The sequence below is a fragment of the Marinobacterium arenosum genome (assembly GCF_019795155.1).
In the GTDB taxonomy this organism is placed as follows: Bacteria; Pseudomonadota; Gammaproteobacteria; order Pseudomonadales; family Balneatricaceae; genus Marinobacterium_C; species Marinobacterium_C arenosum.
The window spans coordinates 1-25,144 of the sequence record NZ_JAILYN010000042.1 but is presented as its reverse complement, the minus strand read 5'-3'; the positions used below and the strand labels follow the sequence as shown (position 1 = coordinate 25,144).

13 protein-coding genes, 2 pseudogenes and 2 CRISPR repeat arrays are annotated in these 25,144 nt (G+C 63.7%); of the genes and pseudogenes, 14 read left to right on the top strand and 1 reads right to left on the bottom strand.

The features are described 5' to 3' along the window. Positions 1 to 64: 64 nt before the first annotated feature. From cas3 to cas2e, 10 genes and pseudogenes are all read left to right on the top strand, one after another. Positions 65 to 2,782 carry a CRISPR-associated helicase Cas3' gene (gene cas3, locus K6T12_RS16570; protein ID WP_222223985.1) on the top strand — a complete coding sequence of 906 codons (2,718 nt, stop codon included), beginning with the start codon at positions 65 to 67 and terminating at the stop codon, positions 2,780 to 2,782. Then, complete coding sequence (gene casA, locus K6T12_RS16565) at positions 2,779 to 4,368, top strand: type I-E CRISPR-associated protein Cse1/CasA (protein WP_222223984.1); 1,590 nt, start codon at positions 2,779 to 2,781, stop codon at positions 4,366 to 4,368. The genes cas3 and casA overlap by 4 nt, the downstream gene beginning before the upstream one ends. After that, entirely contained in the window at positions 4,368 to 4,952 is a 585-nt protein-coding gene (casB, locus tag K6T12_RS16560; RefSeq protein WP_222223983.1) for a type I-E CRISPR-associated protein Cse2/CasB, read from the top strand. The genes casA and casB overlap by 1 nt, the downstream gene beginning before the upstream one ends. An 18-nt stretch (positions 4,953 to 4,970) precedes the next feature. Continuing rightward, a complete protein-coding gene (gene cas7e, locus K6T12_RS16555; RefSeq protein WP_222223982.1) occupies positions 4,971 to 6,050 on the top strand; it encodes a type I-E CRISPR-associated protein Cas7/Cse4/CasC in 1,080 nt (359 codons plus the stop codon). A 10-nt stretch (positions 6,051 to 6,060) separates the two neighbouring features. Then, positions 6,061 to 6,807, top strand: coding sequence for a type I-E CRISPR-associated protein Cas5/CasD (cas5e, locus tag K6T12_RS16550; RefSeq protein WP_222223981.1), 747 nt, complete (start codon positions 6,061 to 6,063; stop codon positions 6,805 to 6,807). Then, on the top strand, positions 6,804 to 7,646 hold the full coding sequence (cas6e, locus tag K6T12_RS16545; protein WP_222223980.1) for a type I-E CRISPR-associated protein Cas6/Cse3/CasE: 843 nt from the start codon (positions 6,804 to 6,806) through the stop codon (positions 7,644 to 7,646). The genes cas5e and cas6e overlap by 4 nt, the downstream gene beginning before the upstream one ends. Before the next feature lie 160 nt (positions 7,647 to 7,806). Next, positions 7,807 to 9,974: direct repeats of the CRISPR family, unit length 29 nt; unit sequence GTGTTCCCCGCATCCGCGGGGCTGAACCG. Between the two features lie 404 nt (positions 9,975 to 10,378). Continuing rightward, a pseudogene (locus K6T12_RS16540) lies at positions 10,379 to 10,939 on the top strand (UPF0149 family protein); the annotation flags it as partial. Positions 10,940 to 11,014: 75 nt separating this feature from the next. Continuing rightward, positions 11,015 to 11,107 (top strand): annotated as a pseudogene (locus K6T12_RS21870) (SEC-C metal-binding domain-containing protein); the annotation flags it as partial. Between the two features lie 21 nt (positions 11,108 to 11,128). Continuing rightward, complete coding sequence (cas1e, locus tag K6T12_RS16535; protein WP_222223978.1) at positions 11,129 to 12,046, top strand: type I-E CRISPR-associated endonuclease Cas1e; 918 nt, start codon at positions 11,129 to 11,131, stop codon at positions 12,044 to 12,046. Beyond that, the gene (cas2e, locus tag K6T12_RS16530) at positions 12,046 to 12,339 is read left to right on the top strand and encodes a type I-E CRISPR-associated endoribonuclease Cas2e (protein ID WP_222223977.1); all 294 of its coding nucleotides are present in this window, start codon (positions 12,046 to 12,048) and stop codon (positions 12,337 to 12,339) included. The genes cas1e and cas2e overlap by 1 nt, the downstream gene beginning before the upstream one ends. Before the next feature lie 95 nt (positions 12,340 to 12,434). After that, positions 12,435 to 13,624: a CRISPR direct-repeat array (repeat unit 29 nt; unit sequence GTGTTCCCCGTACCCACGGGGATGAACCG). 567 nt (positions 13,625 to 14,191) lie between these two features. Here cas2e and K6T12_RS16525 read toward each other — a convergent pair. Beyond that, positions 14,192 to 15,358, bottom strand: coding sequence for a PAS domain S-box protein (locus K6T12_RS16525; RefSeq protein ID WP_222223976.1), 1,167 nt, complete (start codon positions 15,356 to 15,358; stop codon positions 14,192 to 14,194). 244 nt (positions 15,359 to 15,602) lie between these two features. Here K6T12_RS16525 and K6T12_RS16520 point away from each other — a divergent pair, with 244 nt between their 5' ends. The 4 genes from K6T12_RS16520 to recD all read left to right on the top strand — a co-directional run bounded on the left by K6T12_RS16520 (position 15,603) and on the right by recD (position 24,591). Continuing rightward, positions 15,603 to 15,818, top strand: a complete 216-nt coding sequence (locus K6T12_RS16520) for a hypothetical protein (protein ID WP_222223975.1) — start codon at positions 15,603 to 15,605, stop codon at positions 15,816 to 15,818. Between the two features lie 70 nt (positions 15,819 to 15,888). Beyond that, positions 15,889 to 19,197 carry an exodeoxyribonuclease V subunit gamma gene (recC, locus tag K6T12_RS16515; protein WP_222223974.1) on the top strand — a complete coding sequence of 1,103 codons (3,309 nt, stop codon included), beginning with the start codon at positions 15,889 to 15,891 and terminating at the stop codon, positions 19,195 to 19,197. Continuing rightward, on the top strand, positions 19,190 to 22,726 hold the full coding sequence (recB, locus tag K6T12_RS16510; RefSeq protein WP_222223973.1) for an exodeoxyribonuclease V subunit beta: 3,537 nt from the start codon (positions 19,190 to 19,192) through the stop codon (positions 22,724 to 22,726). Before recC ends, recB begins: the two co-directional genes overlap by 8 nt. Further along, positions 22,723 to 24,591, top strand: a complete 1,869-nt coding sequence (recD, locus tag K6T12_RS16505) for an exodeoxyribonuclease V subunit alpha (RefSeq protein WP_222223972.1) — start codon at positions 22,723 to 22,725, stop codon at positions 24,589 to 24,591. The genes recB and recD overlap by 4 nt, the downstream gene beginning before the upstream one ends. Positions 24,592 to 25,144: the final 553 nt, after the last annotated feature.

The window sequence follows — 25,144 nt, the reverse complement described above, 5'->3', positions numbered from 1 at the left end:
TATGCTCGGTAGCGACCGCTGCCACGGAGTTTGGGCGGCGGATTCTGTTCAGGGAGCGACATCGATGACCGCCTGTTATTTCCGCTATTGGGGCAAAGCCAGTCCCGATCCTCACACCGAAGGCCCTGCCTTCCATCTGTTGCCCTATCACAGCCTCGATGTCGCCGCTGTTGGTTGGCGGATGCTCGACCCGTTGCAGCCGCGCTGCCGGCAGTTGGCCACCGGGTTGCAAGTCGAGCCGGCCTGGCTGCAGCGCTGGTTCAGTTTCTGTCTGGCACTGCACGATCTGGGCAAGTTCGCTTCGGCGTTTCAGGGGTTGGCCACAGGCCTGTCGGATCGACTGATCGTGGCAGATGGCCGTTACCCTTACGACCAACGGCATGACTCGCTGGGCTTCCTGCTCTGGCGTGAACAGCTGTCGCAGCGGCTCTGGCAAGGGGCCTGGCAACCGTACAATTATTGGAAAAAACCGGCGCACGCCAACCGCGAATTGGTGTCCTGGCTAGGCATCGTTACCGGCCACCACGGCGAGCCGCCGCGGGAAGATCTGCGCGGCCTGGAGCGTTGGTTCAGCGATGAAGACCGGCAGGCCGCCGAAGCATTCGTTACTGCGCTGACCGAACTCTACCAACCCGATTTCCGGCCGCTGACCAATGCCAAGCTCTATCAGCGATTGAAGCCCGTCTCCTGGCAGTTGGCCGGGCTGGCTGTGCTGGCCGACTGGACCGGCTCTGACCGTTCGCTGTTCGGCTACCATGCCGAGCCGCAGCCACTTACTCAGTATTGGGATACGGTCGCGCTGCCGAAAGCACAGCAGGCGCTGCAAAAGATTCAACCGAATCAGGTCAGCAGCCGCCAGATCAGCAAGGTTAAAGAGCTGTTCCCCTTTATCGATCAGCCCACTCCGTTGCAGCAGAAGGCGGAGTCGGTCGAACTGCCCGAGGGGCCGCAGTTGTGGATTCTGGAGGATGTTACCGGTGCCGGCAAAACCGAGGCGGCGCTGACCCTGGCTGGCCGACTGATGGCGGCCGGCCGGGCGGAAGGGGTCTATATCGGCCTGCCGACAATGGCCACGGCCAACGGCATATACCATCGGATGCGCAGCAGTTATCGCGCACTGTTTACCGAGCAGAGCCGGCCCTCATTGATTCTGGCGCATGGCGCCCGTGAGCTTTCGCAGGAGTTCGTCGAGTCGGTACGGCTGTCCGAACAGCTGGCCGACCGCAGCTACCGGCAGGATGAGCCAAGTGCCACCGCCTACTGCAACAGCTGGCTGGCGGATAACCGCAAGAAGGCGCTATTTGCCGATGTTGGCGTCGGCACCTTGGATCAGGCGTTGCTGACGGTGCTGCCCGCCCGTCACCAGTCGCTGCGGCTGCTGGGCCTGCAGAACAAGATCCTGCTGGTCGACGAGATTCACGCTTATTCCCCGTACATGCAGGCGCTGCTGGCCAGCCTGCTGCGGATGCATGCCGCGCAAGGGGGCAGTGCGGTACTGCTGTCCGCCACCCTGCCGCAGCAGATGCGGGCCGCCTTCAGCACCGCGTTTCGTAACGGCCTGCAACAACCGCCGGCCGAGCTTGTCAGCCGTGACTACCCGTTGGTCACCTGCTGCGCCAGTGGGGCCGCAGAGTATCCGGTGGCAAGCCGCCGCTCGGTCTGCCGTACGCTGGCGGTACGCCAGTTGACCTCGCTCGATCAGGTTTCCGAACAGATACGGGCCGCGCTGGACGCCGGCCAATCGGTCTGCTGGATTCGCAATACCGTGGCCGATGCCCGCGCCGCCTGGCAACTGGCCTGCGAGCAGAACTGGACCGCGCCGCAGCAGATTGGGTTGTTCCACAGCCGCTTTGCGATGTGCGACCGCCAGGCGATGGAGTCTGACGTGCTGGCGCGCTTCGGCAAAGCCTCCAAGGCTGAACAGCGCCGGGGCCAGCTGCTGATCGCCACCCAGGTGGTAGAGCAGTCGCTGGACCTGGATTTCGATCTGATGGTCAGCGATCTGGCACCGATCGACCTGCTGATCCAGCGCGCCGGCCGGCTGCACCGCCATTGCCGCGATGCCGACGGCAATCCGTTAGCGCACGCGGCCGGCGCGGCAGGAACAGACCAGCGCCCGGCGCCGCTGTTCTGTATCTATGCGCCACCCGCTACCGGCGAGGCTGATGAGGATTGGCTCAAGCCCCACTGGCAGGGCAGCCAGTGGGTCTACCGCCATGTCGGCCAGCTGTGGCTGACGCTGACCGTGCTGGCCGAGCGCGACTGGCGGTTGCGGATGCCGGAGGATGCCCGCGAACTGATCGAAGGGGTGTATGGCGAGCCGGCGCAAGAGCGGATTCCCGAGGCGCTGCAGGGGCTGAGCTGGGACGCGGAAGGTGAAAGCCTGGGCCAGAAACAGCAGGGCCGGTTGAACAGCCTGAAGTTCGAGCAGGGCTACTGCCGGAAAAGTGCCGACGGCGACCGCTGGGACAGCGATATCCGCGTGCCGACCCGGCTCAGCAACGACAGCGTCACCGTCGCCCTGGCGCGGCTGGTGGGCGCTGAACTTCAGCCCTGGGCCGACGGCGAACGGCACCGCTGGCCGCTGAGCCAGATCAGCCTGCCGGAACAAGAGTGGCGGCGGGCGCAGGCCATGATTCCGCCCGAACTGCACGAATTGATCGAACAGACCCGACAACAGACAGCCGCGTTGCGCTGGTGCGAACTGCTGCCGCTGACCGACGAGCTGGCCGACTGCTACAGCGCCAGCGGCGGCTGGAATCTTTCAAAGGAGGAAAGATGAACCTGATCGAGGATCGCTGGATACCGGTTATCCGGCAGGATGGCGGGGCGGACTATATCGCCCCCTGGCAGATCGCCGAGCCGGACAATCCCCCTATCGAGCTGAATGCCCCCCGGCCCGACTTTCAGGGGGCGCTTTATCAACTGCTGATCGGCCTGCTGCAGACGGTCTATGCCCCGCAGGAGGCGCGCGACTGGGAGGCATTGTATGAAGCCCCCGAGCCGGCCGAACTGCAACGGGCGCTGGCCCGGCTGACACCGGCGATGCAACTGCTGCAAGCTGACGGGCCCGCCTTCCTGCAGGATTTCGACCTGCCCGATGGTGAAACCAAGCCGATTGCCGGGTTGCTGATCGACGCGCCGGGCGGCAAGACCCTGAAGGACAACCTGGACCATTTCATCAAGGGCGGTCGGCTACCGCAGCTCTGCCACAGCTGTGCCGCCAGCGCGCTGTTCACCCTGCAGACCAATGCCCCTTCCGGCGGGGTCGGTCACCGGGTCGGTCTGCGTGGCGGCGGGCCGCTGACCACCCTGATCCGGCCCGCCGGCCCGGCGACGCTGTGGCAGAAGCTCTGGCTGAACGTGCTGACCTGCGAAGAGCTGCCGGCTGCGCCGGAGCCGCTCAGCGCCAAGGTACTGCCCTGGATGGGGCCGACCCGGTTATCCGATCAGGAGGGGCTGTTGACCACGCCCGACGACGGCCATCCGCTGCAGATGTATTGGGGGATGCCGCGTCGTATCCGCCTGCATCCGAGTGACCGGCACGGCTGCTGCGCACTTTGCGGAGGTGACGATCAGCCACTGATTACCGAGTACCGTACCCGCAACTACGGCATCAACTACAGCGATCACTGGTTGCATCCGCTGACCCCGTACCGCTTCGACCCGAAGCAAAAGAATCCGCCGCGCAGCCTGAAAGGGCAACCGGGCGGGCTCTGCTACCGGCACTGGGTTGGTCTGGCATTGGGTCGGGCCGGCAATGGCGACACCCCGGCTAAGGTGGTGGCGGCCTTTAACGGCGAGCGCGAGGAGCTGCTGGCCGAGGCGTCCACTGGCCGGCTGACGCCCCGCCTCTGGTGCTTCGGTTACGACATGGACAACATGAAGGCGCGTTGCTGGTATGACCACGACTTCCCGTTATTCAGTTGCGATGCCGACCGGCAGGAGAAACTGCTTGCTCAGGCCGAAGAGTTGCTGGATTTAGCGCAACTGGCAGTACGCGAACTGCGTGGCCGGGTACGGGACGCCTGGTTCAAACGGGCCCTGGATGCCAAAGGCGACACCAGCCATATCGAAGCGGATTTCTGGCAGCAGACCGAAGCGCGTTTCTTCGCCCTGGTTCAGCAGCTCGGCAAACTGCCACCGTCCGAAGTGCGGCCGGCCACGTTGATGCTGCCCTGGAGCCGGATGCTGGTTGCCACCGCGCTCGACAGCTTCGACCGCTGGACGCTGGAGAGTAACCCGGAAGACCTCAACCTCAAACGGATCATGGCGGCCCGTGCCGAGCTGCTGCGCAAGCTGCGCACCAGCAAGCCATTCAAGGCGTTTGCCGCCCGCTATCCCGAACCTGAAAAGGAAACTGCCTGATGGAACAGCCCAACCTTAGCTACCGTTTCATTAAGGATCAGGCTGGCCTGAAGGCCCTGCATAGCTGGTTCGCCTGGCTGCAGGAGCTGGAAGACCAGCACAAGGGCGGCCGTGCCGACCGCGCCCGCCTGCGCCGCGCCCAGGCGCCCGACGAACTGATCCTCAGCGATGCGTTCTTCCGCTTTATCAACTACCAGGGGATGCCGGACCTGAAAGCCAAACAGGAACACTGGATTCCGATGGCGATGGTGGCCGGCGCCCTGGCGCATGCCCGCAGCCATAGCCCGAGCAAGAGCTTTGCCGGCCAGTTGGCGACGCCGCTGGAAACCGGCGGTAAGGCGCCGATGAGTGAACTGCGCTTCTCTCAACTGCAGAAAAGCCGTGATTACGACGAGTTCTACCGCCGGCTTCTCCGCGCCGTGAAACTGCTCAAGGGCAATCTCAATATTGTCTCGCTGGCCGACAGCATCCTGCACTGGAGTCAGGAGCACCAATACGGTATCGCCCGCCGGCCGGTCGATCGGCTGGCGGTCGGCTGGGCCAAAGAATACTTCGCCGCACTTCCGCGCTCAGAAAATCAGTAAGTTAAGGAAAACATCGCCATGAACAACCGTTTTATCCAGCTGCATATCCTGACCTCTTACCCGCCGGCCAACCTGAACCGGGACGACCTGGGCCGGCCGAAAACCGCCAAGATGGGTGGCGTCGACCGCTTGCGGGTCTCTTCGCAGAGCCTGAAACGCCACTGGCGCACCTCCGAGCTGTTTCAGCAGGCGCTGGAAGGGCATGTCGGCACCCGCACCAAGGTGTTGGGGCTGCAAGCCTACGACCGGCTGGTTGACGCCGGTATCGGCGAAAAGAATGCCTTCGACTGGGCCAAGTCGATCGCCGGGGTGTTTGGCGCTTTGAAAAAAGCCAATAAGGACAAGCCGCTGCAGGAGCTGGAGATCGAACAACTGGTGCATATCAGCCCCAGCGAACAGCAGGCGATCGACCAGCTGGTCGATACCCTGATCAGCGAGCAGCGCGGCCCGGAAAAAGCGGAGCTGGAGCTGCTGCGCCACGACAACCGGGCAGCCGATATCGCCCTGTTCGGCCGTATGCTGGCCTCCAAGACCGCCTACAATACCGAAGCCGCCTGCCAGGTGGCGCACGCGATCTCGGTGCATCCGGTAGTGATCGAAGACGACTACTTCACCGCCGTCGACGACCTGAACATTCACCGTGATGATGCCGGCGCGGCCCATATCGGCGAAACCGGCTTCGCCGCCGGGCTGTTCTACTCCTACATCTGCATCAACCGCGAACTGCTGATGGACAACCTCGGCGGCGACGAAGCGCTGGCCCGCAAGGCGATCGCCGCGTTGACCGAAGCCGCGCTGAAGGTGGCGCCCAGCGGCAAGCAGAACAGCTTCGGCAGCCGCGCCTACGCCTCCTATGCGCTGGCGGAAAAGGGCGATCAGCAGCCGCGCTCGTTGTCGGCCGCCTTTCTGATGCCGATCGACCAGAACCGGGGCCAGAGCGAAAAACTGGATTTTGCGAAGGCCGCTATCGAGGCGCTGGAGCAACAGCGAGACCACTTCGATAGGGTCTATGGCGATTGCTGCGACAGCAAAGCGGAGATCAACGTGGTGGCGGGCACCGGCTCGCTGGCGGAACTGCTGGCTTTCGTCAGTGAATAAGGAGCCGGATATGGATTATCTGGTCTTTCGACTCTACGGACCAATGGCTAGCTGGGGCGAGATCGCCGTCGGCGAGGCGCGCCACAGCGCCGCCTGTCCCAGCAAGTCGGCGCTGATCGGCCTGCTGGCCGCGGCGCTGGGCATCCGCCGCGACGAGGAGCAGCGCCAGCAGCAGCTGACGCAGGGCTACCGTATCGCCGTCAAGCAGCAGGCGGCGGGCAGTCTGCTGCGTGACTACCATACCAGCCAGGTGCCCGACTCGGCCGGCAAGCGGGTCTACCGTACCCGCCGTGATGAGCTGCTGTTCGGCCGCGACCGGCTCGGTACCCAGCTGTCCAGCCGCGAATACCGTTGCGACAGCAAGCAGCTGGTGGCGCTCAGTGCGCTGGACGGTGCGCCTTACACGCTGGCCGAACTGCAGGCGGCGCTGCTGAGGCCCCGATTCCAGCTATCGTTGGGTCGCAAGGCCTGCGTGCTGGCCGCCCCCCTGGCGCCGGAGCTGGTCGATGCGCCGGACCTGAAGCGGGCCTTCCAACAGTATCCCCAGCGGCCGATTCTGCATGACGCAGGCGTGGAATCGCGTTGGCTGGCTGATCAGCAGCACGGCTACTACTGGGAGGGGGCCCGTGAAGCGTTGTCGACCGACGACGACCTGAGCGGCGCTCAGTTGCTGAACCGGCACGACCAGCCGGTATCGCGCAGTCGCTGGCAGTTTCAGCCGCGCCAGCAGTGGTTCTGGCAGGAGGGCGAATCATGAGTGAGCTGAGCTACCTGTCACGCATCACCCTGAAACCGCAGATCGCCGACAGCTCGCATTTGGCACTGTTGATCGCCGGCAACGGCTACGGCATGCACCGGCTGCTCTGGGATCTGTTTCCCGGTCGCGATGGCCAGCGGCGCGACTTCCTGTTCCGGGAAGAGCGTGAAGACCGCCAAGGCGGCGATCGCCGCCGGCCGATGTTCTACCTGCTGTCGCCTGAGCCGCCGTCGCAGGATTCACCGTTGTTCCGGGTTGAGTCCACGCAATACCAACCACAGCTTCGGGCCGGCGACAGGCTGACGTTCAAGCTGCGTGCCAACCCGGTGGTCAGCCGCCGCCAGCCGGGCCGCAAGAACTCCGTCAACCACGACGTGGTGATGGACAGCCAGCACCAGTTGCTCTGTCAGCTCTGCCGTGCCGCCGGCCTGCCGGACAGTGGTGACAAAGGGGATAAGCTGGCCCGGCTTGGCCAACTGGACGGTGACCGTCTCCGGCATCTGCTGCCAACGGAGCTGGCCGACCAGGCCGAACTTTCCGGCGGTGGGATGTTGCCATTGCAGCAACTGTTGCGTCGGCAGGTCGATCAGGCGCTGTTCGACTGGCTCGAGCTGCGTGCCGAGCGCAACGGCTTCCAGCTGGCAGGCAATGCCCTGGAAGCCACCGGCTACGAGTGGCGACCGCTGCCGGAGAAGGGCCGCAACGCCGGCTTCAGTAGCGTCGACTACCAGGGCGCGCTGACCGTCACCGACCCGGAGCGGTTTACCCGGATGCTGCACCAGGGGCTCGGCAAAGCCCGCGCCTTCGGCTGCGGCCTGATGCTGGTCCGCCGGCTCTAACCGTTCGGTTAAAGCGCAACCGGCGGCAGAAACGGGAGGCCACACCTCCCGTTTTTTAACGCTTTTTATAGCGCTATCCGAACGGTTAAAAAACAGTGTTTAATTCGGTGGATTTTTACCGGGTTAATTTGCTCTTTAAAAACAATGGGTTATGTTTAGAGTGTTCCCCGCATCCGCGGGGCTGAACCGCGGCCTAAATCATGGCTAGACTATCTGACTGCCGTGTTCCCCGCATCCGCGGGGCTGAACCGGTAGCCATCCAGCGAGAATGCTTTGACGTGGTGTGTTCCCCGCATCCGCGGGGCTGAACCGAAATCACTCGCGTCGGAGACGGTGTTGGATGGGTGTTCCCCGCATCCGCGGGGCTGAACCGCCGACCGACGAGATGTGCGATGCACTCGACAGGTGTTCCCCGCATCCGCGGGGCTGAACCGGATCAACCATGTTCACCATCCACAACCAAGAAGTGTTCCCCGCATCCGCGGGGCTGAACCGCAGGTGTTGCTGAAGGTCACTGCCGCCAGGGCGTGTTCCCCGCATCCGCGGGGCTGAACCGCGCTAATGGTCGGGCGCCAGATAGGTGACCAGGTGTTCCCCGCATCCGCGGGGCTGAACCGTTAGACCATCATAACGCTCAACAAAAGTGGTGGTGTTCCCCGCATCCGCGGGGCTGAACCGGTTATACTTGGAACTCGCCAGAACGTTGAATGGTGTTCCCCGCATCCGCGGGGCTGAACCGGCCGCAGACGCTGCCCACGAGACTATTAGCAAGTGTTCCCCGCATCCGCGGGGCTGAACCGCCGCCCAGGTACGATTTGTTATCCCAGCGGTTGTGTTCCCCGCATCCGCGGGGCTGAACCGACTGGCTGACTGGCCGTTTTGTTGAGTTTGATGTGTTCCCCGCATCCGCGGGGCTGAACCGTTTTTGGTGAATATGGTATTGCTTTCCAAGTCGTGTTCCCCGCATCCGCGGGGCTGAACCGTAGTAGACGGCCTCGTAATACTTCAGCGCCCGGTGTTCCCCGCATCCGCGGGGCTGAACCGATGAACCAGCGTTGTGTCCATATGGTACGCTGCGTGTTCCCCGCATCCGCGGGGCTGAACCGTGATACAGGTACTCAACCCTGTAGCGATCACAGTGTTCCCCGCATCCGCGGGGCTGAACCGGTTTCGGCGGCGGCTATCTCAGATGTTTTGCGGTGTTCCCCGCATCCGCGGGGCTGAACCGATGCCAAAAATATTTACCAATATCGTGCATCGGTGTTCCCCGCATCCGCGGGGCTGAACCGCGCGTCACTGCGTATACCGTGCCATCAGACAGGTGTTCCCCGCATCCGCGGGGCTGAACCGTAGCTTGATGTCGAGCGCTATGGCCTGCTGCTGTGTTCCCCGCATCCGCGGGGCTGAACCGAGACGCTGGACCTCGATCTGGGGGTTCCGCAGGTGTTCCCCGCATCCGCGGGGCTGAACCGATGGTGCTCGGGCCGGATCGCTACGGCGCGTTCGTGTTCCCCGCATCCGCGGGGCTGAACCGTAGTTACCAGGGCAACCAGCGGGAAGCGTGCTAGTGTTCCCCGCATCCGCGGGGCTGAACCGTAGTCATCGACGCAGCCGGAGCCGACCGCGCGGTGTTCCCCGCATCCGCGGGGCTGAACCGCTGACGAGGAGGTTGGATGGATGATGTATGTTGTGTTCCCCGCATCCGCGGGGCTGAACCGCCGACAGCAAAACCCGAGCCGGACGCATTTGTGTGTTCCCCGCATCCGCGGGGCTGAACCGCAATGGTCAGCGCCAGACGTTGCGGGTCCTGTGTGTTCCCCGCATCCGCGGGGCTGAACCGCGCCCGGTAACGCGCCGTCTCACTCTTTTTCTGTGTTCCCCGCATCCGCGGGGCTGAACCGAAGACGAGGAGGTCGATTTTTCCAGCCCGGATGTGTTCCCCGCATCCGCGGGGCTGAACCGTCGAGCGGGTTAACGTCACGCCGGCCGATTTCGTGTTCCCCGCATCCGCAGGGCTGAACCGCGTATACGAACCGTATCGTTCCAGTTTCACGGGTGTTCCCCGCATCCGCGGGGCTGAACCGATCCGATTCTCGACACCTCCGTGCACACCATGGTGTTCCCCGCATCCGCGGGGCTGAACCGTTGACCTTACGCGCCACCGACCAGGGACTGGCGTGTTCCCCGCATCCGCGGGGCTGAACCGCGACAGTACGGTTTGCTATGGCTGAATCCTCCGTGTTCCCCGCACCCGCGGGGCTGAACCGCTGGCTGACCACATACTGCCACTTTTTCCCGAGTGTTCCCCGCATCCGCGGGGCTGAACCGGGATCATGCAGGCGATACCGGACGAGCCTGATGTGTTCCCCGCATCCGGGGGCTGAACCGGAGAATCCGCGCACCGTGCAGGCGTGGTATTTGTGTTCCCCGCATCCGCGGGGCTGAATCATCTGGGTTGTTTAGTGGCCTGGCAGATGACGAGTGTTCCCCGCATCCGCGGGGCTGAACCGGCGACACCGGCCATGCCGCCGCTCGGCGTATCGTGTTCCCCGCATCCACAGGGATGAACTGGGAGATAACGGTATATTTTTGCACGCCGGCTCGTGTTAGCCCCACCCATATGGCTAAACCCGCCGGCCGGTTTCGGTCGCCGCAGGCAGCGGTGTTACACTGCCGCCAACCAGTCGTGACCTGCACGACCGAACGGCTAACCCGAGAGACCAACGGAATCAATGGATATACAACAAGCGCGCGAAGAGTTGACTGCCTATCTGGCGGCGGAAGAACGGCCGGCGGGGTGTTTCAGCCTGGCACAGTACGAAGGAGCCCTGGCTGCGGTCTACTCCTGCCCGGATGGCGGTTCCATGTACCGAGTGCTGGACCTTGCGCTACAGCATGATCCGGAAAGTGTGGCGCACTGTCTTTCTTCAGTGAACGACGCTTGTGTCAAAGTCTCGAATACCTTGGGCGAAGCGCTGTATAACCAGGATTTTGATCTGTCCGAGAGCTATCCGCTGGAACAACGGGGCGACAGCTATCGGCCTTCGCAAGCACTGGTCGACTGGGCCGAGGGTTATCTGCGGGGGTGTCATCTGTGCGAGCAGGAGTGGCAGCAGGCTTTCGAAGATCTGGCGGAGGCCGGCTATCGGCCCGATAAGGTCGACGAGATACGTGAGGGTTATCAGGAGTTCCTCAATCTGCTGGTGGCGATCAGCCAGCCTGAACTGGCATTTGAGTCCGACGCGCAGATCGAGCGCTTTTATGCCGAGCTGCCGGCTGCGCTGGATGCCGTTAATGACGGCGTCCTTGAGCATCACCGGCTGGGAAAGGCTGTCTTGGATATTCCCTATCTGGATTATGGAAATGAACCGCTGGTGCGGGACGCGCCGAAGGTGGGCCGGAATGACCCTTGCCCCTGCGGCAGTGGCAAGAAATACAAGAAGTGCTGTCTGAACGGATAGCCGAGAAAGCGAGGACAAGGAATGTCATTTGTACCATTGAAGCCGATCCCACTGAAGGATCGCACCTCGATGATCTTCCTGCAGTACGGCCAGGTCGATGTGATCGACGGCGCTTTCGTACTGCTCGACAAGACCGGCGTACGCACCCATGTGCCGGTCGGCGCGATCGCTTGCATCATGCTGGAGCCGGGTACCCGCGTTTCCCATGCCGCGATCAAGCTGGCCGCGACGGTCGGCACCCTGCTGGTCTGGGTTGGTGAGGCCGGGGTGCGGATGTACGCCTCCGGCCAGCCCGGTGGTGCCCGCTCCGACAAGCTGCTCTACCAGGCCCAGCTGGCGCTGGATGAAAGCCTGCGCCTGAAGGTGGTGCGCAAGATGTTCGAGCTGCGTTTCGGCGAGGAGCCTCCGGCGCGGCGCAGTGTCGAGCAGCTGCGCGGCATCGAAGGAGCGCGGGTGCGTAAGACCTATGAACTGCTGGCCAAGCAGTATGGCGTCAAATGGCATGGCCGGCGCTACGACCCGAAAGACTGGGCCGCCGGCGACAAGGTGAACCAGTGCATCAGCGCCGCCACCTCCTGTCTGTACGGCATTACCGAAGCGGCCATCCTGGCGGCTGGCTATGCCCCGGCGATCGGCTTCCTGCACACCGGCAAGCCGCTGTCGTTCGTCTACGATATCGCCGATATCCTCAAGTTCGATACCGTGGTGCCGGTCGCCTTCAAGGTGGCGGCCGGCAACCCGCGCGAGCCCGATCGCCAGGTGCGACTGGCCTGCCGCGACCAGTTCCGCTCGCAGAAGGTGCTGAAAAAACTGATCCCGCTGATCGAGCAGGTACTGGCCGCCGGCGAGATCGAACCGCCGCCACCACCCGAGGATGCCCAGCCGCCGGCGATCCCGGAACCCGAGTCGATCGGCGACGCCGGTCACAGGAGCGCCTGATGAGTATGCTGACCGTGGTGACCGAAAATGTGCCGCCTCGCCTGCGCGGTCGGCTGGCGATCTGGCTGCTGGAGGTGCGTGCCGGTGTTTATGTCGGCGACGTATCGCGGCGGATTCGCGAGATGATCTGGCAGCAGATCACCGAACTGGCCGAGGAGGGCAATGTGGTGATGGCCTGGGCGACCAATACCGAATCCGGTTTCGATTTCCAGACCTACGGCCAGAACCGGCGGATACCGGTGGAGTACGAAGGGCTGCGACTGGTCAGCTTTCTGCCACAGGAACAGCCGTAAATGTGTCTCTCGTGATAGAAATAAAAAACAGCGTTTAATTCGGTGCGTTTTTAACAGTCGATTTTGCTCTTTAAAAACAATGGGTTATTTTTAGAGTGTTCCCCGTACCCACGGGGATGAACCGGAAGCTTTCGAACGGGACAGCGATGAAGTTGAGTGTTCCCCGTACCCACGGGGATGAACCGGTGCGTGTAGTTGTGAACAACCCTTCTCTCTTGTGTTCCCCGTACCCACGGGGATGAACCGTACGCCCGCATCAAATGCCTTCATCCCAGCGTGTGTTCCCCGTACCCACGGGGATGAACCAGATGATTCTGAACAACATCGCCGACAAGGCGGTGTGTTCCCCGTACCCACGGGGATGAACCGAACGCAAAAAAGTATGTCTATTGCTAGGCAGTGTGTTCCCCGTACCCACGGGGATGAACCGCTGGCCGACTTCGCCGGGGTCGATGGCTGGTTGTGTTCCCCGTACCCACGGGGATGAACCGATGATATGGCTTCCTGTTATGGCATTAATCGGGTGTTCCCCGTACCCACGGGGATGAACCGTGCTGCACGCTGGCATCACCAATCGCCACCTCGTGTTCCCCGTACCCACGGGGATGAACCGCCGCGTAGTTCGGGTGATACAGGCAATTCCAGCGTGTTCCCCGTACCCACGGGGATGAACCGCTGGCACATGATGAGTATCAGCGATTGCTTGGGTGTTCCCCGTACCCACGGGGATGAACCGGTTCAGACATGCTCAGACGGCGCGGTGATCAAGTGTTCCCCGTACCCACGGGGATGAACCGACGGAAAAGCTAAGCACTCGTCAGAAGCTCGCGTGTTCCCCGTACCCACGGGGATGAACCGCTGATCGATAAGCACTGCACCGGCAGCCACCAGTGTTCCCCGTACCCACGGGGATGAACCGCGTAAGACTGAGCCGGTTTTCAAGCTGACCGAGTGTTCCCCGTACCCACGGGGATGAACCGTAATCGGGAGGCCGCGACCATGACCACTAAAAGTGTTCCCCGTACCCACGGGGATGAACCGTTGCCGGCGATAATCTGGTCCGGCGTGTTCAGGTGTTCCCCGTACCCACGGGGATGAACCGATCCAGCGCGCCATCCAGGAGCGCATCAGCTTGTGTTCCCCGTACCCACGGGGATGAACCGATCGTTGAAGACGGTCTGGTCCAGGCGAAGATGTGTTCCCCGTATCCACGGGGATGAACCGATTGTCGAGAAAACCGGCGATCTGGACCTGGCGTGTTCCCCGTATCCACGGGGATGAACCGTTGGTGATAAACAGCGTGGTTTGACTCGGCTGGTGTTCCCCGTATCTCGGGGAAAAACCCGTTGATGAAGCTTTAAGTGCCAGGCCAGATGCAGCTTGATCCGTCTGCGCAAGCCCTGTCGCGGTCAGAGCCCGCTGCTACGGGGGTTACTGTTTGGTTAAGGCAATGCCGTTTTCGAAGGGAAAAAGCTTGCTATCGGAGTGGTATTACCCTGTAGATGCTATGAATGGCCTCCACCGTAGGTGTTGTGGAGCCCTGCGGGCTCCTGGTCGACTGAAGTCAACCCTACAGTCACCGCCGCAGTTACTTAAGTGAACAGTATTATGCTGCTATCGGAGCCGTGCTTTGTAGCAGCACGCTCCGCGGGCGACATCCGCGGACTACGCCGCTCGGTCGCGGATAAACCTACCCGGCCGGACCCCCTTATATGGCCCCACCGGTATCGGCTGCAATTGCAGGGTTCTGGGCGATCGGGCTGTTCTACAGGCCAGATGTAGGGGGTATAGTAACCAAGGTAAAGCTTGCCATAGTCCTGGCCAATACAAGCTGCTGTTCAGCTTGCAGCTCCTAAAGCTCCGAACTCAGGCTGTAGGCGGTGTCGGTGCGGGCGGCGTTCAGGCTGTCGTGCAGGCCGGCATGGTCCTGGCGCAGGTCATGTACTACCAGGGTGTAGCCGGGGTGGTCGCTGGACTGGCGGGCGACGTTCAGGGTCAGTGGGAACTTCTGGCCGTCGCTGCGTCGGCCGATGCATTCGATGCCGCTCAGGTCGTCCAGCCGCAACGGCAGGCTGTCTTCAAAGGCTGGGATCAGCTCGCCCAGCAGGGTCTGTTCATCCTCGTCAATCACCAGGCCGAACAGGTTGCGCGCCGGCCGGTTGATGTTCTGCACCGTGCCGTCGTCGTCGATCACCAGCACCGCATCGGGTACCGCATTGAGCAGCGAGTCGAGCTGGTGGTGATAGCGTTCCGCCTGCCGGCTCTGGTTGACGGCCCGTTCACGGGCTTCCGTCAGGCGGTCGTTCAGGTGCGCGAGGCTTTGATTGAGCTGCCGGACCTCCTCGCAGCCCCGCCGGATCGCCGGATGAACGGGGCTGTCGTCATGGTGGGGCCGGCGGGCAGCCAGGTGAAGCTGCCAGAGAGGCCAGGCCAGCCGGCTGTGCAGCCAGTACCAGATCGTTGCCAGCAGGGCGCTGTAAAGGGTTAGATAAACACCAATCTGTACCGGATGTTCTCGCTCCGCCTGCTGCAACTGCTGCTGCTGTTCCTGTGTCTTGAAACGTAGAAAATGCTCCAGCTCCGCCAGGTAGTTGCCCAGCTGCAAGCGCTTCGCCTGGTACTGATGCAGTTGCCGCTGGTTATCGTCGGTTGCGGCGGACGGACGGCTGTTTTGCCGGATAACGGCCTCGATATTTTGTAGATGTTGGTTGAGAATCGGGGCGGCCTGGGGCGCATGTTCGCCCAGTTCGCTGATGCTTTGACGCAGCATCGCGCTTTGCTGCTTGATGACCGCCGCCAGGTAGAGTGGCTGGTCATTGATAAACAGGTCGATGGTGATCAGCCACTGGCTGAACAGCGAACGGCTGTGCATCAGGCTGTGCACAGCCTGTTCCGAAGTGGCGGCATCCGCCCGCAGCTGCTGCAGTTGAACATCCTTCTGCCAGAGCCCGGCACCGGTGGCGATACCACCCAGCAGGCAGACTATAAAGCTGATCATCAGTTGCCAGGACGCGCGCATCTGCCTCTCCTTTGGCTGGTTGCGGTGATAAAGCGGGCTGGAGAGGTCGGGCCTGCTCCGGGCCGGCGCCTTTAGCTGTTTGATTTTTATATATAACGGCACTGCGCTTTACCAGTTTAGCTCTGCTTCCGGTAAACGAGCGTTTGAATTTACTAACTTTGCGTAACCCGCTGAACTGCTATGCCGATGCGACAGTTGCAACGGTCGCTGTTTGTGAGAAGATTGCCCGCCTCAGGAGGGGTTGATGAAAAGTTACCTGTTTACCACTGATAACGATCGCGGCGGCGTGATCCTGTGCGATATCGACGAGTTTGAAGCGGCGGTCGAATACCTGCGCCAGCGCTTTGACGGGGTGGTGCGGGTGGAGCAGGGCCATACCCTGTGGACCCTGGAGGAGGGCTTTGGGGAAATCCCACCCAGCACAGTGCACATACCCGACGGCAGCCTGCCGCCTGAATAGCCGGCTAACGCTCTCCCGCCCGGCAGTCCCAATCGGGTAAACTGGTCCGACCAAGTCCAGGGACGCCCACATGTTTCAGATTTATCACTCCAATGCGCTGGATCTGTTGAAAGATCTGCTGGTGCAGGTGATTGCACGCCAGCCGCTCACCGATCCGTTCGTCAGAGAAACCATCCTGGTGCAGAGTCCCGGCATGGCCCAGTGGCTGAAGCTTGAGCTGGCCGAATCGCTGGGCATCGCCGCCTCGATAGACTTTCCGCTGCCGGCCTCGTTCCTGTGGCAGCAGTTCGCCGCGGTACTCGATGGTGTGCCGGAGCGCTCGGCGTTCGACAAGGAGGCGATGAGCTGGAAGTTGATGGAGCTGCTGCCGCAGCAGTTGGACGATCCGGCCTTCGCACCGTTGCGCCAATATCTGGAGGATGACGACCAGGGCGTCAAGCGCTACCAGCTGGCCGCCAAGGTGGCTGATATCTTCGACCAGTACCTGATGTACCGGCCGGACTGGATCGAGGACTGGCAACAGGGTGGCGATCTGGGTGCCGCCGAACAGCCCTGGCAGCCGATCCTGTGGCGGGCGTTGCAGGCCCGAACCGAGGCGCTCGGCCAGCCGCACTGGCACCGCGCCAATATGCTGCAGGCGTTTACCGATGCGTTGATGGGGGCTGGCCGCAGCGGCCAGTTGCCTGAGCGGCTATTTATTTTCGGTATCTCGGCGCTGCCGCAACATACCCTGGAGGCATTGCGCGCGCTGGGTCAACGTACCGACGTCCACCTGATGATCGCCAACCCCTGCCGTTACTACTGGGGCGAGATTCTCGACAGCAAGCAGATCGCCCGCATCAACCGGCGCTGGTTCGACAAGCCGGGCGTCAACCCGGCCAGCTATTTCGAGCAGGGCAACCCGCTGCTGGCGTCGATGGGCAAGCTGGGCCGCGACTACCTCTACCTGCTACAGAGTATGGGGGTGGAGGAGATCGACCTGTTCGTGCCGCCGGAGGGCGACAATCTGCTGGCCGCGCTGCAGCGCGATATCCTCAACCTGGAGGATCGTAGCCGGCTGCCGTCGCCGCCGCCCGAGCGCAGCGACTACAAGACCACTTGGCGGCCGGAGGACGACTCGCTGGTACTGCACAGCTGTCACAGCCCGTTGCGCGAGGTCGAGGTGCTGCACGATCAGCTGCTGGCGATGTTCGCCGACGACGGCAGCCTCAGCCCGCGCGATGTGATCGTGATGATGCCGGATGTGGCCGCCTATGCGCCCTACATCGAGGCGGTGTTCGGCAATGCGCCCAAGGAGCGGCGCATTCCTTACTCGATCTCCGACCGCTCGCTACAACAGGAAAGTCCGTTGCTGCAGAACTTCCTGCGCCTGTTGGCGCTGCCGGATAGCCGCCTGCCGGTGTCCGAGGTGCTGGAATTGCTGGAACTGCCGGCGGTGATGCGCCGCTTCGAGTTGGACCAGGAGGCGTTCGACCTGCTGCGCCACTGGATCGAGCAGGTGCAGATCCGCTGGGGGCTGGACGCTGACGACCGCGCCGCGCTGGAACTGCCGGCGTTTGCCCAGAACAGCTGGCGTTTCGGCCTGGACCGGATGCTGGCCGGTTACGCACTCGGCGAGCAGGAGGGCCCCTGGCAGCAGATCGCCCCCTATGGTGATGTCGAGGGGCTGGACGCGGCGATCCTTGGCCGGCTGGCCGACTTTATCGATCTGTTGCGCGACTGCTGCACGCTGTTCCAGGGCCGCCAGCCGCTGGCGGAGTGGGGCGCACGGATCAACCAGCTGTTGGCCCGTGCCTATCTGCCGGATGACAGTGACGAGGCGGCGCTCAGCGAGATCCGCAAGGTGTTGGAACGGCTGCAACAGCAGCATAGCGACGCCGCCTTCGACGAATCGCTCGATGCGGTCATTCTGCGCGACTACCTGAACGACGCATTGAGCCAGCAGCGGGCCAGCCAGCGCTTCATGATCGGCGCGGTCAACTTCTGTACCCTGATGCCGATGCGCTCGATCCCGTTCCGGGTGGTCTGTCTGCTCGGCATGAACGACGGCGTCTATCCGCGCTCGATGCCGCCGCTGGGCTTCGACCTGATGAACAGCCAGCCGCGCCGCGGCGACCGTTCGCGCCGCGACGACGATCGCTACCTGTTCCTGGAGGCGCTGCTCGCCGCCCGCCAGCGGTTCTATATCAGCTACATCGGCCGGGCGATCCAGGATAACCGCGAAAAGGTGCCCTCGGTGCTGGTTAACGAGCTGCTCGACTACTGCGCCGACAGCTTCGTGCGTGACGGCGACCAGCCGCTGGCGCCGGATGACAGCGGCGCGGCACTGCGCCAGGCGCTGGTCTGTGAGCACCCGCTGACCCCGTTCAGCCCAAGTTACTTCGATACCGACAGCCGGCTGTTCAGCTACGCCGCCGAGTGGCTGCCGGTGGCCGGCGCCGAACAGCAGCCGCAACCGCCGTTCCAGCCCCATCCGCTGCCGCTGGTCATGCCGGAGGAGCTGGAACTGGCCGAACTGCTGCGTTTCTTCCGTAATCCGGCGGCCTACTTCTTCCGTGAACGGCTCAAGGTGGTGTTCGATCCGCCGGCCCAGCAATCGGAGGACGAGGAGCCGTTTAGCGTCGCCGGGCTGGACGATTACCTGATCAAGCAGCGCTACCTGCAGGCTGCGCTGGCCGGTCAGCCGCTGGAGCCGATCGACCAGCTGTTGCAGGCCGAGGGGCTGTTGCCGCTGGGCAGCGCCGGTCAGCAGCGGCTGGCCAAACTGCGTCGCGACAGCAGCGAACTGGCCGAGAAACTGGCGCCCTGGTGCGAAGGGCCGCGTCAACGGCTGGAGATCCGGCTGACGCTGAAACTGAATTCCGAACTCGAGCAAACGTCTATCAGCCTAACCGGCTGGCTGGACGATCTGTACGGCGGCCGGCTGGTGCGCTACCGACCGTCGCAGCTGCAGGGCCGCGACCGGTTGCTGTGCTGGCTCGAACACTTGGTCTACTGCGCCCAGTACCCGGTGGCCGAGGCCAGCGTCTATCGCGGCTTGTCCGGCCATGCGCTGTTCCAGCCGCTGGCGCCGAGCGAGGCGCAGGCCGAGCTGCAGCGATTGCTGGCGTTCTGGCAGCAAGGGCTGACCCGGCCGCTGCCGTTCGACCCGCAGACCGGCTGGGCCTATATCGCCAATCTGCCGAAGGGGGAGGAGCGCGCCAAAGCGGAAGCGGACAAGCGCTTCAGCGGCGGCTTCAACAGCCATGGCGTGGTGGAAGACCCCTATATCAGCCGGGTGTATCCGGTCTTCCGGCAGTACTGGCCCGGCCTGCAGCGCTGCAGTGATGAACTGTTACCGCCGATGGTGGCTCGGCTGGAGGAGAGCCAGGATGACTGATGCACTGAAACTGGAACCGCTCAGCTTTCCGCTGACCGGCCTGCAGCTGATCGAGGCCAGCGCCGGCACCGGCAAGACCTACACCATTACCGCGCTCTACCTGCGGCTGCTGCTGGGGCTGTCCGAGGCGTCCGATGGCAAGCCGCTGGGGCCGGAGCAGATTCTGGTGGTGACCTTTACCGAGGCGGCCACCGAGGAGCTGCGCGACCGTATCCGCAGCCGAATCAGCGAGGCGAGGCGCGCCTTCCAGCGCGGCCAGGCGGCCGATCCGCTGATCCAGACGCTGGTCGACAGCTACCCGGAGCGGGAGAGGGCGGTCGCGCTGCTGGAGATGGCCAGCCGGCAGATGGACGAGGCGGCGATCTTCACCATCCACGGTTTCTGTCAGCGGATGCTGCGCCAGCATGCGTTCGAGAGCGGCGGCCTGTTCGAGACCGAGCTGATCACCGACGAAACCCCCTGGCTGCGCCAGGCGCTGCTCGATTTCTGGCGCCGCACGCTGTACCGCTTGCCGGACGGCATCGGTGTCCAGTTGTTGAGCCACTGGCCGACCCCCGACGAACTGCTGTCCGAACTGCGCGCCTATCTGCACACCCCGCAGCTGCAGTTGCGGCCGAACCTGGCCGATAACGACCTGGTGGCCGCCTATCGGCGCCGTGCCGAGCAGCTGCAGGCGTTCCGATCCGTCTGGCGGCAGAACCAGGACGACCTGGCGGCACTGATTGCCGGCTCCGGCGTCAACAAGCGCAGTTATACCAAGAAGCGGATACCGGAGTGGCTGGCCAAGGTCGACGAGTTCGTCGCCGGCGAGGGCGAACCAAGCAAGGATCAGCGCAAGGCGTTGGAGCGCTTCAGCCAGCCGCAGTTGGACGAGGCGTCGGCCAGTAATCCGCCGCAACATACCCTGTTCGAGCAGGTGGAGGCGCTGTTGGCCGGCGAGGTGCCGTTGCGCGAGATGATCCTGCAACGGGCCTTTGGCCAGGTGCAGCGCTCATTGGCGCAGGCCAAGGCGGAGCAGCGGCTTCTGGCGTTCGACGACCTGCTCAGTGGTCTCGACCGGGCCTTGCAGTCCGACGGTCAGGGGCTGCTGGCACAGGCGATCCGCAGCCAGTTCCCGGTGGCGCTGATCGACGAGTTCCAGGATACCGACCCGCTGCAGTACCGAATCTTCAGCAGCCTGTACACCGACCGGCCCGGTTGCGGGCTGATCATGATCGGTGACCCCAAGCAGGCGATCTACGCCTTCCGCGGCGCCGATATCTTCACCTATATCCAGGCCCGCCGCAGCGTCGCCCAGCCCTATACGCTGGATACCAACTGGCGCTCCACCCAGGCGATGATCAGCGCCGTCAACCGGCTGTTTCAACAGTGCCCGGCGCCGTTCATCTACGATGCGGATATCCCATTCCAGCCGGTACGGGCCGCCGGCAAGGCGGACAAAACGCCGATGACCCAGGCCGGCCGGCCGTTGCCGGCGCTGCAGTTCTGGCACTGCGACCAGCTGCTGTCGCGCGGCGACTACCGCAGCCGCTACGCCGCCGCCACCGCCTGCGAGATCGAGCGGTTGCTGGCCGGCGACGTGCAGATCGGCCAAGCACCGCTGCAGGCCGGCGAGATCGCGGTGCTGGTGCGCGACCGCTACGAGGCTGACGCCATCCGCGATGCGCTGGCCGAGCGGCAGATCCCCTGTGTCTACCTCAGTAACCGCGACAGTGTGTTCGCCAGTGCCGAAGCGGTCGATCTGTACCGCATCCTGCTGGCAGTACAGGAACCCAACGACGAACGGGCACTGCGTGCCGCGCTGGCCTGTCCGCTGCTGCAGCTGGATGTGCCGGCGCTGGAGACACTGAACAGCGACGAGCAGGCCTGGGAGGCGGCGGTCAACGAGTTCGGCGAATACCGCGACTGCTGGCTGCGGCTTGGCGTGCTGCCGATGCTGCACCGGCTGATCCACCGCCGCCAACTGGCGGTGCAGCTGTTGCAGCAGCCCGGCGGTGAGCGCCGGTTGACCGACCTGTTGCACCTGGGCGAACTGCTGCAGCAGGCCAGTACCCGTATCGAAGGGCTGGCCGGCCTGCTGCGCTGGCTGGTCGATCAACTGCACCAGGCCGGCGGCGCGGCCGATGACCAGCTGTTGCGGCTGGAGAGCGACCGTAACCTGGTCACCGTGGTAACCATTCATAAATCCAAGGGGCTGGAGTATCCGGTGGTGTTCCTGCCGTTCGCCAGCGATTTCCGCGCCGCCCGCAGCGCCTTCTTCCATGACGAGGGGCTGCCGGTCTGGTCGCTGGACAACAACGAAGAAGACCTGGCAAAGGCCGACGGCGAGCGGTTGGCCGAAGAGCTGCGGCTACTCTACGTGGCGCTGACCCGGGCGGTCTACCGCTGCTATGTCGGCGTCACCGACCTGAAGGTCGGCAATGCCCGCAGCAGCCAGCTGCACCGTTCGGCATTGGGCCATCTGCTGCAGCGCGCCGAGCGCGAACTGCCGGACGCACTGGCGGCGCTCGACGGTGAAGCCCATGGCATCGCGGTGGACGAGCCGCCGCAGTCGGTGCAGCAGGCCGAGCTGTTCGCCAGTGCCGAACAGAGCCCGGCCGCTGAGCTGCAGGCGCGCCGTTTCGACGGCCAGATCAACCGCGACTGGCGGCTGTCCAGCTACTCGGCGCTGAGCCAGGGCGGCGCTCATAGTGGCGGTCATGGCGCGGCGGCGGTGGCGCCGGAGGTGGTGATGCCGGGGCTGGACCTGGAGGTGGCCGCCGAGCGACTCGAACAGCCGGTGTCCGACGATGAGCAGGACAGCATCTACAGCTTCCCGCGTGGCGCCCGTGCCGGTACCTTCCTGCACAGCCTGTTCGAGGAGCTGTCGTTCGACCGCCAGGGTGATGACGAGGCCGCAGACTGGCTGGCGCACCAGCTGGTCAACGAAGGTTATGACCCGGACCAGAACGGCCGCTGGCAATCGGTGCTGCTGCAGCTGCGTCATGATGTGCTGCAGGCCGACCTGGACGGCAACGGTCTGCGGCTGGCCGGGCTGAGCGACGATGACCGCCAGGTGGAGATGGAGTTCATGCTGCCGGTTGAGCGGCTCGATGCCGGCCGGCTCAATCGGTTATTGCGTCAGCACGACCCGCTCAGCGGGCGGGCCGGTGAACTGCAGTTCGAGCAGCTGAAGGGGATGCTGAAGGGCTTTATCGACCTGGTGTTCCGGGTCGACGGGCGCTATTACATCGCCGACTACAAATCCAACCACCTGGGGGATCGGCCGGAGGATTACAGCGGCGAGTCGCTGGCCCAGGCGATGATCGAACACCGCTACGACCTGCAGTACCAACTCTACAGCCTGGCGTTGCACCGGCTGCTGGCGCAGCGGTTGCCGGACTACCAACCGGAGCGTCACTTCGGCGGGGTGTTCTACCTGTTCCTGCGTGGTATGCAGGCCGGTAGCGGTAACGGAGTTTACTTCAGCCGACCCGATAGCGTGCTGATCGAACAGCTGGACCGGATGTTTCACGGAGGTGCCGAATGAACCCACAGCAAGCGAGCGTGTTGTCACCGCTGGATACATTGCTGAATAGAGCGCTGGAAAAACGCGAGCTGCGACCGCTGGATCTTCAGTTCGCCCGCTTTATCGGCCAGCAGGGCGGTGACGAGCGGCTGCAGCTGGCGGCGGCGCTGGTCAGCGAGGCGTTGGGGGAGGGCCACAGCTGCCTGCCGTTGGAGCGACCGCTGGAGCACTGGTCGCCGCTGCTGGCATCGCTCTGCCGGCGCGCCGGGCTGAGCGAACTGCAGCCGGATCAGTTGCTACTGGGGGATGGTAGCGTGCCGACGCCGTTGGTACGGGCCAACGGTGCGCTCTACCTGTACCGCTACTGGCAGTATGAGCAACAGGTGGCGGCCGGCCTGCGGCTGCGGGCGCGGGCTGAGCCGGTCGACGGCCAGTGGCTGCGCGCGGCGCTGGACCGGCTGTTCAGCGGCGACGAGTCGCCGGATTGGCAACGGGTGGCCGCAGCGGTGGCGCTGAGCCATCGGCTGGCGGTGATCAGTGGCGGTCCGGGTACCGGCAAGACCACTACGGTGGTCAAGATGCTGGCGCTCTGGCTGGAGCATGCTCTTGGCCAGGGGCGGCAACCGCTAATCCGGCTGGCGGCACCGACCGGCAAGGCGGCGGCGCGGCTGGCCGAGTCGATCGCCAATGCCCGCGACAAACTGCCGGTGACGGAGCAGATCCGCCAGCTGATCCCGGAGGAGGCGTCGACCCTGCACCGGTTGCTCGGCAGTCTGCCCGGTACCCGCCGTTTCCGCCACCACCGTGACAATCCGTTGCACCTCGATCTGCTGGTGGTCGACGAGGCGTCGATGGTCGACCTGCCGCTGATGGCGCGGCTGCTCGATGCGCTGCCGGCCGATGCCCAGCTGCTTTTGATTGGCGACCGCGATCAGCTGGCCTCGGTTGAGGCGGGTGGGGTGTTGGGGGATATCTGCGGCAGCGGTGTACCGCGCTACTCGCCCGCGTTGGCCCAGCTGCTGGCTGACAGCTGCGATCTGCCAGGACAAGTAGCAGGCACTGCGGATCTGCCTGAACCGGACGGCGACAGAACAATTGCCGACTGCCTGGCGCTGCTGCACAAGAGCTATCGCTTCCATGCCCAGAGTGGCATCGGCCACCTGGCGAGAGCGGTCAACGACGGCGACCTGAGCCGTCTCCAACAGGTGCTGCAGGAGGGTTACGCGGATATCGAGCTGACCCCGGCCGATGACAGCGGTTACCGCAAGTTGATCGGTCAGGCTGTGAACGGCTATCGCGACTATCTGCTGGCGATCGGCGAAGGGGCGGGGCCGGAGCAGGTTCTGCGATTGTTTGGCCAGTGCCAGCTGCTCTGCGCGTTGCGGGAGGGGCCGTTCGGTGTGGCCGGGCTGAACGAAGCGGTCGAGCAGGCGCTGAGCCGGGCCGGGCTGATCCGCAGCGATAGCCTCTGGTATGTCGGCCGGCCGGTGATGATCAGCCGCAACGAGCCGGCGCTGAACCTGTTCAACGGCGACATCGGTATCGCACTGCCGGACGCCGACGGTGCCTTGCGGGTCTGGTTCGATCAGCAGGGCGAACCACGGCCGGTGTTGCCAAGCCGCTTGCCGGAGCACCAGACGGTGTATGCGATGACTATCCACAAGAGCCAGGGCTCGGAGTTCGATCGGGTGCTGATGGTGCTGCCGAGCGATGACACGCCGGTACTGACCCGCGAGCTGGTCTACACCGGCATCACCCGGGCCAAGCAGCGTTGCGAGCTGTACAGCAATGCCGAGGTACTCGCTGCCGGTGTGCGGCGTCGTACCCAACGCAGCGGTGGTCTGCACCAGCTGTTGTGGAGTGAGCCCTCAGCTGTTGTGGAGTGAGCCCTCAGCGGTTCTGGAGTAAGCCCTCAGCGGTTGTGTAAAGAGCCACCTGAAGATGAATAAAGACCAACCTTTAAGGTAGGAAATGGCCGTAAGCTTTGCTAGGCTTGAAGTGCTGGAGTGCTGACCAGCGATGTTATCTGCTCAATAACATAACTCTCATCAATCAGCAGCCGGCGCTTGCGTCGGTTTCAAGGAGGGTCGGGCTTCCGCGGGAGCCTGGCCCTTCTCTATTTGGGGTCTTTTGATTCCTTTTCCCCCGATTTTCTTGTAGCAGCGGGCTCCGACCGCGACCGGTGGTGGTTTTTTGGAGTTCGTGGCTTGTCGCCCGCAGCACCCACCGGCATCACAAGCGGGCTGCTATGGCACGGCTCAATTGTAGGAGGGGATTTATCCGCGACCAACGGTGGGTCTTTCAGAGTCCGTGGCTTGTCGCCCGCGGAGCGGGCTGCTTGTATCTCTCGTTGATGGGTGATTAGCTACCGCCCATCGCAAGGAGCCGGTGAGCCAGGCGGGCTGCGAAGTCGAAAAGACTGCCCTGTAGATGAGGCCC

What these genes read in the sequence shown, in the direction of transcription:
- cas3 (WP_222223985.1), top strand. Translation starts at nt 65, where the DNA reads ATGACCGCCTGTTATTTCCGCTATTGGGGCAAAGCCAGTCCCGATCCT.
- casA (WP_222223984.1), top strand. Translation starts at nt 2,779, where the DNA reads ATGAACCTGATCGAGGATCGCTGGATACCGGTTATCCGGCAGGATGGC.
- casB (WP_222223983.1), top strand. Translation starts at nt 4,368, where the DNA reads ATGGAACAGCCCAACCTTAGCTACCGTTTCATTAAGGATCAGGCTGGC.
- cas7e (WP_222223982.1), top strand. Translation starts at nt 4,971, where the DNA reads ATGAACAACCGTTTTATCCAGCTGCATATCCTGACCTCTTACCCGCCG.
- cas5e (WP_222223981.1), top strand. Translation starts at nt 6,061, where the DNA reads ATGGATTATCTGGTCTTTCGACTCTACGGACCAATGGCTAGCTGGGGC.
- cas6e (WP_222223980.1), top strand. Translation starts at nt 6,804, where the DNA reads ATGAGTGAGCTGAGCTACCTGTCACGCATCACCCTGAAACCGCAGATC.
- cas1e (WP_222223978.1), top strand. Translation starts at nt 11,129, where the DNA reads ATGTCATTTGTACCATTGAAGCCGATCCCACTGAAGGATCGCACCTCG.
- cas2e (WP_222223977.1), top strand. Translation starts at nt 12,046, where the DNA reads ATGAGTATGCTGACCGTGGTGACCGAAAATGTGCCGCCTCGCCTGCGC.
- K6T12_RS16525 (WP_222223976.1), bottom strand. Translation starts at nt 15,358, where the DNA reads ATGCGCGCGTCCTGGCAACTGATGATCAGCTTTATAGTCTGCCTGCTG.
- K6T12_RS16520 (WP_222223975.1), top strand. Translation starts at nt 15,603, where the DNA reads ATGAAAAGTTACCTGTTTACCACTGATAACGATCGCGGCGGCGTGATC.
- recC (WP_222223974.1), top strand. Translation starts at nt 15,889, where the DNA reads ATGTTTCAGATTTATCACTCCAATGCGCTGGATCTGTTGAAAGATCTG.
- recB (WP_222223973.1), top strand. Translation starts at nt 19,190, where the DNA reads ATGACTGATGCACTGAAACTGGAACCGCTCAGCTTTCCGCTGACCGGC.
- recD (WP_222223972.1), top strand. Translation starts at nt 22,723, where the DNA reads ATGAACCCACAGCAAGCGAGCGTGTTGTCACCGCTGGATACATTGCTG.